The 13,026-nt window shown below is 45.7% G+C and carries 10 protein-coding genes; 1 reads left to right on the top strand and 9 read right to left on the bottom strand.

Features of this window, described 5'->3' with window-relative positions; genetic code table 11:
- Nucleotides 1-23: 23 nt before the first annotated feature.
- From CYJ37_RS20240 to CYJ37_RS20225, 4 genes are all read right to left on the bottom strand, one after another.
- On the bottom strand, nucleotides 24-1,259 hold the full coding sequence (locus CYJ37_RS20240; protein ID WP_441296446.1) for a methyl-accepting chemotaxis protein: 1,236 nt from the start codon (nucleotides 1,257-1,259) through the stop codon (nucleotides 24-26).
- 305 nt (nucleotides 1,260-1,564) lie between these two features.
- On the bottom strand, nucleotides 1,565-1,774 hold the full coding sequence (locus CYJ37_RS20235) for an excalibur calcium-binding domain-containing protein (protein ID WP_374703163.1): 210 nt from the start codon (nucleotides 1,772-1,774) through the stop codon (nucleotides 1,565-1,567).
- Nucleotides 1,775-2,011: 237 nt separating this feature from the next.
- Nucleotides 2,012-3,826: a YhgE/Pip domain-containing protein gene (locus CYJ37_RS20230; protein ID WP_257964261.1), complete on the bottom strand. Its 1,815-nt coding sequence runs from the start codon at nucleotides 3,824-3,826 to the stop codon at nucleotides 2,012-2,014.
- Nucleotides 3,827-3,837: 11 nt separating this feature from the next.
- Nucleotides 3,838-5,781, bottom strand: coding sequence for an efflux RND transporter permease subunit (locus tag CYJ37_RS20225; RefSeq protein WP_101551420.1), 1,944 nt, complete (start codon nucleotides 5,779-5,781; stop codon nucleotides 3,838-3,840).
- 264 nt (nucleotides 5,782-6,045) lie between these two features.
- Here CYJ37_RS20225 and CYJ37_RS20220 point away from each other — a divergent pair, with 264 nt between their 5' ends.
- Complete coding sequence (locus CYJ37_RS20220) at nucleotides 6,046-6,615, top strand: TetR/AcrR family transcriptional regulator (protein ID WP_257964260.1); 570 nt, start codon at nucleotides 6,046-6,048, stop codon at nucleotides 6,613-6,615.
- Between the two features lie 157 nt (nucleotides 6,616-6,772).
- On the opposite strand, the gene CYJ37_RS20215 is transcribed toward CYJ37_RS20220, so the two are convergent.
- From CYJ37_RS20215 to CYJ37_RS20195, 5 genes are all read right to left on the bottom strand, one after another.
- A complete protein-coding gene (locus CYJ37_RS20215; protein ID WP_101551418.1) occupies nucleotides 6,773-7,216 on the bottom strand; it encodes an NUDIX domain-containing protein in 444 nt (147 codons plus the stop codon).
- An 85-nt stretch (nucleotides 7,217-7,301) separates the two neighbouring features.
- A complete protein-coding gene (locus tag CYJ37_RS20210) occupies nucleotides 7,302-9,344 on the bottom strand; it encodes a sigma-70 family RNA polymerase sigma factor (RefSeq protein ID WP_101551416.1) in 2,043 nt (680 codons plus the stop codon).
- Between the two features lie 98 nt (nucleotides 9,345-9,442).
- The gene (locus CYJ37_RS20205) at nucleotides 9,443-10,294 is read right to left on the bottom strand and encodes a DegV family protein (protein ID WP_101551414.1); all 852 of its coding nucleotides are present in this window, start codon (nucleotides 10,292-10,294) and stop codon (nucleotides 9,443-9,445) included.
- A 51-nt stretch (nucleotides 10,295-10,345) separates the two neighbouring features.
- Entirely contained in the window at nucleotides 10,346-11,224 is an 879-nt protein-coding gene (locus CYJ37_RS20200; RefSeq protein ID WP_257964259.1) for a DUF1835 domain-containing protein, read from the bottom strand.
- An 86-nt stretch (nucleotides 11,225-11,310) separates the two neighbouring features.
- Nucleotides 11,311-12,978 carry an SWIM zinc finger family protein gene (locus tag CYJ37_RS20195; RefSeq protein WP_101551412.1) on the bottom strand — a complete coding sequence of 556 codons (1,668 nt, stop codon included), beginning with the start codon at nucleotides 12,976-12,978 and terminating at the stop codon, nucleotides 11,311-11,313.
- Between the last annotated feature and the right edge of the window lie 48 nt (nucleotides 12,979-13,026).

The following is a 13,026-nucleotide window of genomic DNA, read 5'->3' as shown; positions in this document are numbered from 1 at the left end:
TTCCCTTTCATTATGTAAAAGGATTACACTGTAAACTTACTCAGTTCCTCACTCAATTCACCGGCCATCTTATTCAATCTTCCCGCAGCAGATGTTATTTCTTCATTGGAAGCGGACTGTTCTTCCAGGGAGGCGGCGACATGCTGGACACCTGTTGAGGCCTGCCTGGCAATGCCGGCAATTTCCCTGATGATTTCCCCGGTACGTGCTGATGTTTTCCCTATACTCTCAAGCGCTTTCAGAGAGTCTGTTGACTGCTTGCCGATTTCATGTACATAGCCTGCAATGTCTTTAAATGCTTCGCCTGTTTCATTCACCATAGTCCTGCCATTGTCTACAATCTCTGTGCCTTTATTGATGGATTCAACGGCATCGGCTGTCTGATCTAAAATATTCTCGACCAGCTTTTTGATGCTTTCGGCCGCTTGGCCGGATTCTTCGGCAAGCTTTCTTACTTCCTCAGCCACAACGGCAAACCCTTTTCCTGCATCCCCTGCCCTAGCTGCCTCAATGGAAGCGTTCAGCGCCAGCAAATTGGTTTGATCAGAGATGCCTTTGATCAGCGTCACCATTTGGCTGATTTCTTTAGATTTGTTTCCCAGCAAGTTTACAATGCTGGATGATTCTTGAACAGACTCTTGAATTAAGTCCATTTTTGAGACGGTATTGCCAATCAGCTTCATTCCCATATCTGCCTTGGCGTTCGTCTCGGCAATCATTTTAGAGACTGATTGAACGGACGAGGCCATACTTTTCATTTCATCATTAATCAATCCTGCAGAGTCCTGAAGCTCCTGTGTTTTATTCACCTGATATTCGGAACCGGATACAATGTTTTGAAAGGTGGCGGAAATCTGCTCTACAGATGCGCCGCTTTGTTCTGTGCTGACCTGGAACTCTTCCGAATAAGCAGAGACCTTGGAGGCGGTATCATTTGTTTTCGCAACCACCTGCCTGAGATTATCGATCATCACATTGAACGATGAGGCCAGCTGCCCGATTTCATCTCTGGATCTATCTTTAATCTGGATGCTCAGATCCCCTTCGGCCCCGGATTTTGTTGCTTCCAGCACCTTTTTCAGACGGTTGGTAACCAGGAATGTCGTACATAATGAAATGATTAATGTCGACACCAGCAGCGTCACACAGGTGCTGACAATGACGCCAAAGCTTCCGTCAAAAATACCTTTCAATTGTCTGTTGATAAGTTCGGAAATAGGCGTGCTGATCAGCAGACTGACAATCACCGCAAAAATCATTTTAGCTTTTATACTGCGCTGAACATTTACGATTTCTTTGAAAGTTCCCGACTTGTTGTTATTATCCATTGTTCTAGCCCCTAACCTTATTGAATTCTTTATGTATCATTTTACCTATATCCATATACCTAATATATGATTGTCCAAAACCTATTTTAGATATTTTTATAGCAAAATATCAAATTATTTGTTTCATTAGACCTAATTCAATGTTCTGCAGCTGACTTAAATTTGTTAAGCCATGGGGACAGGTCCCGTGGCCCAGTATTAAAAAGAGCCAAGGGGTCTGTCCCCTTGGCTTTCTATTATTTTTCACAAGCTATATTGTCGCCATCCCGGTCCTTTGTTTTATTTGCATTATACAGGGCCTTGGAGACATATGGTTTATATTTGGTTTTTCCGCCCTTATTTTTATCAGAAGAAGAACGGGCTACTCCTCCTTTATAATCTTTATTTAATTCTGTGCAGTTTTTATAGGTTTTGGCAGCTGCCGGTGTTTTAGCTTCTACGTTCATAGAGAAGGAAACACTTAAAATCAATAAGGATGAAATGACTAGAGCACTGGATTTTTTCATTTTAGATTTCTCACCTTCCATATTTTAACTTATCATAATAATAATCCAATATACCCCTCTATTACAATACTTTGATAGAAATGCAGTCACCTCATAACTCTGTCCCAATAAAAGCCATGGGGACAGATCCGGTGGCCCAGTATTAAAAAGAGCCAAGGGATCTGTCCCCTTGGCTTATTAAAACAAAGCCTTCAACCTGGCCCAAAACCCTTGCGGCTCTTCTTTAGGCTTTTCATTTTCTTTCGTTTCTTCCTGCTTAATGCTTTCTGTCTTTAGCACAAACTGAACTGAGTTTACCTTTTCGTTTTGCGCTGATACGAAGGATACCGGTTTGAAGTCACTCTTGTCATATTCTTCGAGCATGCCTTCAACTTCTTCTTTCATTTGTTCAGGCAGATCCCTGGTTGCTTCATAAAGTTCAGTGGTACCGGTATGAAGGCTCGCTGCGCCGTTGGCGATTTCTCCTGTTCCGTCAGCCACGCCAGCAATGCCGTTATGCAGTTCAGAATAGGAACCTGCCAGCCTGCTCACTCCGCCGGTGTAGTCCACCAATCCCGAGTGAAAGGATTCGTAATTGGCGGCAAGGGCATTAACGCCTGCCTGCAGCTGGGCCATTGCATCGGCAGCATCTGAGCTGTTCAGAGCCTGCGAAAGTCCCGCGGCCATTGCATCCAGATTTTTGGCCATTCCTGTCAGAGAGGTACTGACCTGTTCCAATGTCCCGCTGACAGTTTCAAAACTGCCTTTTCCAGCAGCAAAGACTCCTTTGGCATTTTTAGCCGCGGCATAAGTCTCAAGCAATTGCGCGACCACATCCGGATCGGCCCCGCTCTCCTTCAGCTGCTCGATCTGTGCCTGGGAAATCTCATGATTCGGAATGCCTTCCATTGCTTCATTCAAGCTATTGTAAGAGGCGCTAAAGGCCTGCTGCAATGCTGCCAGATTCCTGGACACTTCCCGCAGGCCGGCTGCGGATTGGGACAGTCCATCCTGCATCTTTTTCAAATCGCCGAGACCCATATCTCCAGAGCCAGCGCTCAGAATGCTATTCAGCTTTTGCAGAGCCTGCTCGATGCTCTTTGAGCCGCTGACCAGCTTGGAAGAGGAACCATCGAGCGCCGCTATGCCATCACGGTACTCCCTGGAGCCGTCGTTGAGCTTAGCTGCGCCATTATGCAATTCCGAAGCGCCGTTCTGCAGCTGCCCCACTCCATCATTGACCTCTTTGATCGCCTTTGTCAGTGTATCCATCTCACCTGTCATGTCATCGATGTCAGGTGCATCAATCGGGAGTGAAGACGGAATGGCTGTGATATCAATGCCTTCGAGCTCGAAATCTGCCACATCTGCTTCAAGTGTCAGATTTCCCTCTTTTTCCGGCATCACAGTGAATGTGGCCTGCTTGTTTTTCCCCGCGTTGGCAAGCATCCCGTCCGGAGCCTCGATATTGCTGAATTTCTCCCCATTCAGCGGGAAAAAAATCTGCAGCAGATAGTTTTCGAAAAAGGAAGCTTCTGCACTTTCATTTCTGGAGGTTTGAATCCCAATCTCCACATGGCCGCTTTTTCCAGCCAATTCTTCCGGTGCGGTTTCCTGCCCATCCAATGTATACGTAATGGAAACATTCCATGGCAGGGCTGACTCATTCAAATCACCCTGATAATAAAACTTTCCTTCTTCCTCTGCCGTCACATTCACCGCTGCGTCTGATTTCTCAATCGGCGAGAGATCCGTCAGGTTTTTCAGGTTCGTATAGGGGCCATAATCAGTCACTTCCCCAGGTTCTTCAATATTTAAAATGTTGACCACATAAACTTCCTGATTTTCACCGGCTGGGCTGAGCTTTGCATACACCACTTCGTCCTTTGAGGAAAGCTCTCCTGTTTCCTGGGAGACTTTTTCCCCTGACTTGCTGCCCGCTGTATCAGCCGAAACGAGCAGGGCGGGCATCATCATTAGGATGCTGGCAAAGACAGCCAAGAATTTTCTCATTCTCCTCATCATCACTTCTCCTTATAAAAGTTTGCTTTCCATGTTGTTTTCATGATCAGTTTATCGAAGATCAGCAGGCACGCCGGAAGGAAGAACACAACCATGATCAAGGCCAGCAGCGCTCCCCTTCCAAGCAGCAGTCCGATTGAAGCTACGATTGGGTTCGATGACGTAATCCATAAGATAAAGCCTACACTTGATAAAATTGAGGCCGAAATGCCGATCGAGAATATTTTTTCATCCATTGTCTTCTTGACTGCTTCCAGCGCAGACATTTCCTGCCGGTCCTCTTTATAAGCATCTGTCAGCAGGATCGCATAGTCGACAGTCGCGGCCAGCTGGATGATGCTGACGAGCAGATAGCCGACATATACTAATGAAGAATCTGTAAAATAAGGGACCGACAGATTGATCCAGACGGCTGTCTGAATGGTCAGCAGCAGGATCAGCGGAATCGAAATCGACCTGAAGGTTACAAACAGTACGAATGCGACGGTCAGGAGAGTCAGCAGATTGACCAGCGTGTTATCTTTTTTGACCGTATTTTTGATATCATACAATGTCACGCTTTCCCCGACTGAATAAACCTTATCCCCGTACAGTTTTTCAGCAGTATCCTGGACCCGCTCGATCAGCTTGAATGCCTCGTCTCCCTCAGTTTTTGTATCTGTCTGAAGGATGATCCGGCTGTAATTTTCCGAGTAGAACTGTTCGGTGATGCTGGGGTCAAGATACTCTGGAGGGATTGCCGCACTGACGGTGTTAACATACGCCATGACACTCGTTACATGGTCAAGCTTCTCCAGCTCGCTGGCGAGCTCTTCTTCCTTGGCCGTATCCCCCTTCGGTACAAGCAGGACCATCGGCGTGCTTTCCCCGAACTCTTCTTTAATTTTCGCAAAATCGCTCCCCGCCCTGGTTGTTTCCGGCAGCTCTCCAACTCCATAAGTGAAATTGGTCTTGCTTTGCGCAAGAAAGGACGGAACAATCAGGATGGCGACAAGCAAAAGAACCGGCACCCGGAACTTCAGCACAAAATTCCCCTTGCCGCGGATGTATGGCAGCAATGGCTTATGCTGCGTCTTGTCGATCCATTTATAACAAAGCAATGTCAATGCCGGCAGGAACACCATGACACTGATGAAGCTCAGTAAAATCCCTTTGACCAGGTTGATGCCAAGATCAGACCCGATTTCAAACTCCATGAATGATAAGGCAATGAAACCGAAGAAGGTTGTGGACGCGCTGGCTGCGATTGCCGAAAATGATTTCTTCATCGCCAGCTCCATCGCTTCCCGCGGGTCTCCCACCTTTTTCCGGTAATCGTTAAAGCTGTGCAGGAGGAAAATTGCATAATCCAGCGAGACTGCAAGCTGCAGGATCGGGGCGACCGACTGAGTGACAAAGGAAACCTCCCCGAGAAAAATATTCGTCCCCATATTGATCAGAACCGACACACCGATGGCGGTGAGGAACAGCAGCGGCTCCACCCACGAGGTCGTTGAAACGACTAAAATAATGATGATGATCGGCACCAGGAAGGCGGCCGCATACATCGATTCCGTGCCGGCCATTTTTTGCTGGGTAGCCGTATTCAGCGATTCACCGGCCATCGCATTGTCTTCGCCGATGAGGTCATAAATGCGATCGGTGATCTGGACTTCCTCTCCTTCACGGATGCTGAAAGAAAACAAGGCATAGTCATCTTTGTAATAGTCATCTACCGTATTCGGGTCCGACATCTCAAGCGGAGCCTTGATGTCGATCACATCATCCAGCCACATGACATCAGATACACCGTCAATCGCGGCCAGCTTTTCTTTGAAAGCAAGAGCTTCCTGTATGGTCATGTCCCGCATCATCACCCGGTTCGTCGGGACATTCCCTTCGAATTCCCGCTCCATCACTTCCATGGCTTTCGTCGACTGGGCGTCCTCCGGCAGATATTCCTTCATATCATAGTTCACCGACACAGTGAACTGCGCCAGGGCGCAAAGCACAGTCAAAACCGCAAACGTGATGGCAACGGCTTTTTTATGTTTAAGTATTCGTGCAGCAATATTGATGCGTGTTCACCCTCTCTTGCCCTTTTTTTCTATACACTTTATCATTATATAAACACGGTGTTGCCTATTCAACGAACAGTTCTCTAACTTCCGTGGTATTCCCGACACAATGATCAAAAGTGTTGGAAAACGCAAAAAGAAAGGAAACTGGTTATGACCTCTCCCAAAATGGACAGACGCAAAAAATATACAATAATGGTATTGAAAGACAGCCTCATGAAGCTATTGAAGGACAAGCAAATCTCCTATATCACCGTCAAAGAAATCTGCAGTCTCGCCGACATCAACCGCTCCACATTTTATTCCCACTATACCGATCATTATGACCTCCTGGACACAATCGAAGACGAAATCATCCAGGACATGCAGGGCTATATGAGCCAGTACAACTTCGAAAAAGAAGACCAGGCCCTCCAAATGATCGAAAAACTGCTCGAATACTTCGCCAGCAAACACGAAGTATGCACCACCCTCCTCAACGAAATAACAAACACAACCTTCGAAACAAAAGTCATCAACTTCGCCCATCAGGTCTTCATGACCAGCTGGCTCGCAGACACCGCGTACGATGAAAACCTTTCTGAATACCTCAGTACCTTCATCATCAGCGGCAGCATTCATGCGATAAAGAAATGGCTTAATAATGGGATGGATCACAGTCCTAGGGAGATGGCGGAGATTATTAATGGGGTGATTAATCGGGGGTTGTTGGGGGTGCGGTGAGGTGGGGGATTGGGTTCTGTGGGCTGGTTTGGGCCAGGGGGTCAGGTCCCTTGGCCCGGTTTGAGCCAGGGGGTCAGGTCCCTTGGCCCGGTTTGAGCCAGGGGGTCAGGTTCCTTGGCCCGGTCACAAAAAGAGCCAGGGGGTCTGTCCCCTTGGCTCAAAACACCTCAGCAAAAAACGCCTTACTCTCCTCATGCGCCAGCCGCTCCAGCGCCTCATTTCTCCCAACAAATTCAACTTCATTAATCTCGCTGTCCTCTGCCTCCAATTCAGACCTATCCCCCACATACTCAACAACAAACATCACCGTTTCCTGCCGGCTCCAGCCTGTTTTCTTTGCAAACTCTCTATCAAAATCAAAACAGATCTTTTCCTGTAGCTGCTTTATAATCCGATATTCAGCAGATCCTGTTTCCTCTGCCAGCTCTCTTAATATCGCGTCCTTAAGATTTTCATCGCTATCCTCGACCCCGCCCTTAGGGAAATCCCACTCCCCTTTCGTTTGTCCTTCCGAAGCTTTTAAAGCACTTCTTTTAACCTTATGAACCAAAAGGTATTCCTCTCCCTGAAATACGATGGCCCCAACAGCATTTCTAATCATTCGGCATTCTCCTTATTTGAGCCAGGGGGACAGACCCCCTGGCCCAGTTTCAAAAAAGAGCCAAGGGGTCTGTCCCCCTGGCTCTCTATTCCAAAGATATCCTCACAACATCTTCCAAATATTTAGTAGTACTGTACCCATAGATTTCAAGGGCTTGGGGAACTAAATTTTCACCTTGTATTTTGACTCTTTCAACGGTAGAGAAATGGCGAAGGTACTCGAGCTTTTCGTATAGAGCAGGTGTGATTTGATGAACATCGTATTTTTTCCCGCTTTTATCGACGTAGACTCCTTCAGAGTCCATTTCGATTGAAGTATTTTCACTTTTCTCCGTTACAATATTGAAGTGAAACGACTCGTAGGCGCGATCTTTAATGTCATGATTGCTTAAGACAACAGTGGTAGGCTTACCAACCTCTACCTTATCAATGGAAATCCTGCTGCCAGCATAGTTAAAGGTTTGCGGGTACTGCTTGGATGGGTCCAATCTAATTGATTTATAATCATCAAAAGATAAATACAGCCTCTTGAATTTCACCTCAATCTTCCCTGCCTTTTTTTCAAAAAGAGGTTCGAATTGTGCTTGATAACCATGCCATGAACCTAAAGAGGCCCCGCCATAAAGATCCGCTTTTAATTTTTTATTGTTCACTTCTAAACTGGCAAAATCAATATTATCTATCCTCTTTTTTCCTGACTGTGCATAACCCATGCTATATTGCAGAAGGGTGGCTGTCGGAGTAAGAATCAGTTTTTCCATCCGGACTGGGAGACCCTCAACTTCTATGTCTTTTTCCAGTTCATACTCGGTGGAAGGCTGCTTGACTACAGGAATCTCAAATTCCCACTCACCTCTTGCCTCCTCTAAGCTTCCGCTAAAAGTATCCCGGACAGAGGAGCTGCGGGTTAATTTCATCATCTTTGTAATCTTCAGCTTGACAGTGCCGCTATCTTTTAGCAGCGGCCTCAGACTGATTTTTCCATGATAGATGTTCTGTTCTTCCTTGTTTAAATCCGACTCCAGGTCAGGGGGATTATACGGAGGATACATTTGCTCATTCATGATGGACTGCTCATCCTCCACATAAACGCCATCATCAAAATTAATCATATACTGATTGTTTTTCTTCGTATCTTCGATTTCATAAAAAATCAGCGTCTGAACCTCATCAGCGATCACGCTCTTAATTTTAATCTTCACCCCATTATTTTCTGCTACCAAATTCAGCCTTTCACCCAGTTTCGCCTGCAGAAAAGGACGGAGCTCTGGATTTTCCTCCGATAAGGAATAATAGACTTTTGCGAAAGCCCCTGTAAAGAAACCAGTGCACATGAGTATAGCCAATACACTTGCAGCAATAAATCCGATTCTATTACGTTTGTTGTTCTTTTGCTGCCTCAGGTTTTCAGTCTGGGCAATTCTTTCTTTAATGCTCTCCATAAAGCCGGCCGGAATTTGAAACGCCTCCATGATCTTCGTCAAATGCAGCTGTGCTTCCTGAAAAGAAGCCAGATCCTCCTGACATTCCGGGCAATGATAAATATGCTTTTCGAAATCAATCTTAAGCGGCCTCTCCATGTTCCGCCCAAGATAATCTAAGTAAAACTTTTGGTACTCCGCACAGCCATTAAAATGCTCCCCATACCTAAGTCCATTTCTGAGCGACTGGATTCCAGAAACCAGCAGCTCCTTTACCTCTTTAACGGAAAGCTGGAGAAGGCTGGCTGTTTCCTCAGTAGACAGTCCCCTTAAATACGTAAAAACAAGCACTTCTCTCTCTTGTCCTTTTAACTGATTAAGCGCTTTAAATAATTCCCGATGCGCATCACTTTCCTCTGAAGCTTCTAAACTCACGGTTGCAGCATGCTCCCGGCACTTATGTATAAAAACCTTTGTTACCCATGTATCAAATGTTGTTTTGCTATTTATTTTCGAAAAATCCTTCTGCACCTTTAAAATGGTCTGATAAAAAAGATCTTCCAGCTGCTTCTGATTCCTCAGATAAGACCAGCCAAACACATAAAAAAGCCGCTGATGCTTCTCGAACCAATTAACAATAGACAGTAAATCGTTACTACTCATATCCGCAGGTATATCAGCATTCACTTTCTCTGGGTTGATCAACATATTCCCCCCTCTATTTCCTAATTATACCTGTTAGTGAGCCAGGGGGACAGACCCCCTGGCCCAATCTCAAAAAGAGCCAAGGGACCTGTCCCCTTGGCTCACACTTCTATTCCAGCCACTCCAAAGCCGCCGGCTCCGGAGTGGGTGGAGATCATGCCGCCTGCTTGGATCCACTTTACGTTTTTAAAGCCAGCATCTGCCGCGATTTCGTCCATCCGTTTCTTGATTTGTTCATCAAGGCCAATTGAGTAAATGAAGTAAAGCTGGTCTCTGTTGATTTTGTAATCATTTAAATAATCCTGCATCATTTTTTCAGCCACCGTGCTCATTTTTCCGCGGTATTTTTTCGTGGAGACGAGCTTCCCGTCAACCAATTCTATGCAGGGTTTTATTTTTAAAAGTGTTCCGCCAAGGTACGCCATATTGCTTACGCGCCCGCCCGCTCTTAAGAAATCCAGGCTGCCAGGGATGAAAGCCAGCCTCGACTTAGGCACGATGCTTTCAATTTTTTCAATCAGGGCTGCAGGCTCCATGCCAGGTTCCTGTTCCAGCTGTTCTGCTGCGTAGATGACAACGGCAGCCAATCCGCCTGTCACATTTAGGGCATCAATCAGGAATAGATTTTCAAACTCTTCCGCTGCGATTACGGCATTCTGAAAAGAAGAAGAAGCTTTGCTTGTATAGCCAATATGGAAAATGATGCCATCCGGATAATCCTCTCTTATCTTCGCAAAAAACTCCTCGTATTCATAAGAGTTCGTTGATGTCGTAGAGGGAATCTTTTTCGTTCGTGCATAATAATCATAAATATCTTCAACCGGCAAATGGCCATCCAAATAATCCTTCCCATCCATTACGATGTGCATCGGAACCACCTGAACGTTATACCTTTCAGTTAAATCAGCCGGCAAATCAGCTCCGCTTTCAGTCGTGAGAATGATCTTTTTCACTTATTTCGCCTCCTAGTTAGAAGCCATGGGGACAGACCCCCTGGCCCACTTTCAAAACGAGCCAAGGGACCTGTCCCCCTGGCGCAGCCTCACACTATAAAACCTCATCGCCAGCAGGCTGCCTTCCGCCTCGAATACGCCTGCTGCTATCATTTTCTTCAATCGATATTCAAGAAATTCGTCTCCTACATACTGATCCAAACGCCCAAGCACGTCGCCAATCAGCCTTGCTGATTTCATGAAATCCTTTTCCTTTTGCTTGGCATGCAGCTTTTCGGCCCTGCTTTTTATAAATGTATCATAGTAGTCTTCGGGAAAGCTGTGGATCAGTTGGTTTCTCCATACTCTTAAATTTGCCCGATCTTCTGAAAGGATCAGCCACTCTTTTTCCAGATGTTCTCTATCATGGTCTGTTAACCATTTTCCAAATGGGCTTTCCCAGATCAGCTGAAGTGTCTCAGGGGATATTTCCCCTGTGTGCAATGGAGTAAATTTCACTTTTTTGTCTGGAAACATTTCTTCACCCGCTTTTGTTGTGTTGATCGCGGAGATATCTATATTTTTCCCCTTCAAAAGATACACAACAAACTGCAATCCCGTCTGCTCGTGGGCATTATCAGCATGCCAGATAATAATATGAGAGCCATCAGAAATACCCTGTATCTGTCTGATCGTCTTCTCAAACTTATTTCGATATTCGGGATATTCCTCATAATCATCACTGATCAAATCCTTCATCCATTCTATCCTGTTTTCTCTCCCGCTCTCTTCATGCAGCATCCAAACAGGACCAACTGAAAAGATGTCCCTAAAAAACACAACCCTCTCCTGCTCATAAATACCCATATCCCTAAAGGCATTTTTCAAAGATCCAGCAGGGGACTCCCCAAACAAAATATGTATGCGATTCAAACCTCTCTCTTGTCCCATGCTTGACCTCCTTCCCTTAAGCCATGGGGACAGACCCCCTGGCCCAGTCTCAAAACGAGCCAAGGGGTCTGTCCCCATGGCTCACATCACCGTATCTTCTCCAGCTCGTCCAAAAAAGCGGGCTTTCTTTTATTATCTTCTGCCAGCCTTTCAATGATTTCAGCCTGCTCCGGCTTCCCGGCAAGTTTCTTAAAATGAATTAACTTCCGGCAAACCTCCCGATACTGGCTTCGATTGGATGCAGATTTTGCTTCATTATAGATATATACCCTGTAAATCCCGGTAACTTCTTCCTTATAATGGTTTGCGAGCTTTCCGGCATATTTTTCAATATAGCTGGGATTTTTCCGGACAAAGATCATAAGCTCTTCCGTATCATTTTCCTTTTCTATCAATTGAAGCAGGAGGCGTTCATTATTCCATCTATTATTCCCCTTCAGCTCTTCCTTAAGCTTCTCATAAAACCGTTCATTCTCTTTTCCAAGCTCTTTCAGCTCCCCGTACAAGCCAAAGTCGCCATCTAAAAACAGTTCCCTCGCCAATGATTGCTGCTCTTCTTTCCTTCCAAGGGCTTTATATGCTTTGTACCGGTATTCCTTCCACTTGGTTACCAGTCCAGCATACTCTCTATCCTGGTCCTCTCCAGCCAAAGCAACTTCGATGACTTTTTCGTAATGGCTTTCCTCCAGATATTTCTCCAGCAGCTGCTTTCTAAAAGAGGAAAAGTGCAGGTGCTCCTGCATAAACTTCATCGCTTCCTCTGCCGGCCCATACTGATCAAGCAGCTGGTATAATAGCTGAAGCAGGCTTTCCTTCCTGTATTTCGAATACCTATCATCCGGCGCTTCTCTTAGTAGCTGGGACTCAATAATATTTCTTAATTGTTCTCTATAATAATCAGTCGAGGCAAATATCAGACAAATTTGGAGAAGGTCAATCTGGAATTCGTCCCAGCCATCAAACATGTTACTATTTGCAGCCTTCAATAGCTTGTTGAACACCACTTCCCTCTGGTCACTTCCAGCTGCATCCATGGCGATTTCCTCAATCTTCTCGAGAGTTCCCTTGATTAGAAAACCAACGTCTCCATCTGAATCATCTGTATATTGAAAGGAAGCTATAGCTTCCTCCAGAAGTAACAAAGACATATCTGCAGCCAGCTCCGGATCACTGACATCACCCGCTTTTTCGAGGACTGTTTCCAGCTCGATCGTAAACCGGCCAGCGTTTCTGGAAGTAATAAACCCGCCCCTGCCTTTATACTCCCTCACAATATCCTTGATCAGCTTTTTGCATGCCTTCAGCTCTTGTTTGCTGCCTCCCTTTACATATTTCAATAAGAGTTTTCTTTCAAGTCCCTCATCATAATAGGCGGCTTCCAGAAGAATTTGAACCAATTCTTCCTTTGATAAATCAGCCAGGACCTCTTCCAGAGCGGGAACTTTCTCAGTTTTTTTCACTGCCCTATGTTCCTGCTTAACTCCATCCAACATTCCCGCCAGCTGGTAAAAAGCTGCAGCCTGGTGCTTACAGATCGGGCCATAGTCATAGGGGCAATCACATTCCGAATCGGCAATCTCCCCATCTTCCTCAACCTCAACCCAAACCTCATAAATATCCGTCCCCTCCGCTTGGAAAAAATACTTATTTTCAGCATTGGTTTCTATATGCTCCAAGCGCCCGTCTATATAATAATCATGCCCTCTGTCGAGAATCGCGGCATCAATTGCACTTTTGAAATTACTTAAGTTCATGTTTCACCCTCCCTTATGAGCCATGGGGAGAGCCATGGGGACAGACCC

The organism is Bacillus sp. UMB0728 (assembly GCF_002858875.1).
Classification (GTDB): domain Bacteria; phylum Bacillota; class Bacilli; order Bacillales; family Cytobacillaceae; genus Bacillus_AB; species Bacillus_AB infantis.
The sequence above is the reverse complement of the archived record's forward strand: the minus strand, read 5'-3'. Positions and strand labels throughout refer to the sequence as shown.

Coding starts and splice junctions, on each gene's coding strand:
- CYJ37_RS20240 (WP_441296446.1), bottom strand. CDS start 1,259: ATGATTTTTGCGGTGATTGTCAGTCTGCTGATCAGCACGCCTATTTCC.
- CYJ37_RS20235 (WP_374703163.1), bottom strand. CDS start 1,774: ATGAACGTAGAAGCTAAAACACCGGCAGCTGCCAAAACCTATAAAAAC.
- CYJ37_RS20230 (WP_257964261.1), bottom strand. CDS start 3,826: ATGAGAAAATTCTTGGCTGTCTTTGCCAGCATCCTAATGATGATGCCC.
- CYJ37_RS20225 (WP_101551420.1), bottom strand. CDS start 5,781: ATGAAGGAATATCTGCCGGAGGACGCCCAGTCGACGAAAGCCATGGAA.
- CYJ37_RS20220 (WP_257964260.1), top strand. CDS start 6,046: ATGACCTCTCCCAAAATGGACAGACGCAAAAAATATACAATAATGGTA.
- CYJ37_RS20215 (WP_101551418.1), bottom strand. CDS start 7,216: ATGATTAGAAATGCTGTTGGGGCCATCGTATTTCAGGGAGAGGAATAC.
- CYJ37_RS20210 (WP_101551416.1), bottom strand. CDS start 9,344: ATGTTGATCAACCCAGAGAAAGTGAATGCTGATATACCTGCGGATATG.
- CYJ37_RS20200 (WP_257964259.1), bottom strand. CDS start 11,224: ATGGGACAAGAGAGAGGTTTGAATCGCATACATATTTTGTTTGGGGAG.
- CYJ37_RS20195 (WP_101551412.1), bottom strand. CDS start 12,978: ATGAACTTAAGTAATTTCAAAAGTGCAATTGATGCCGCGATTCTCGAC.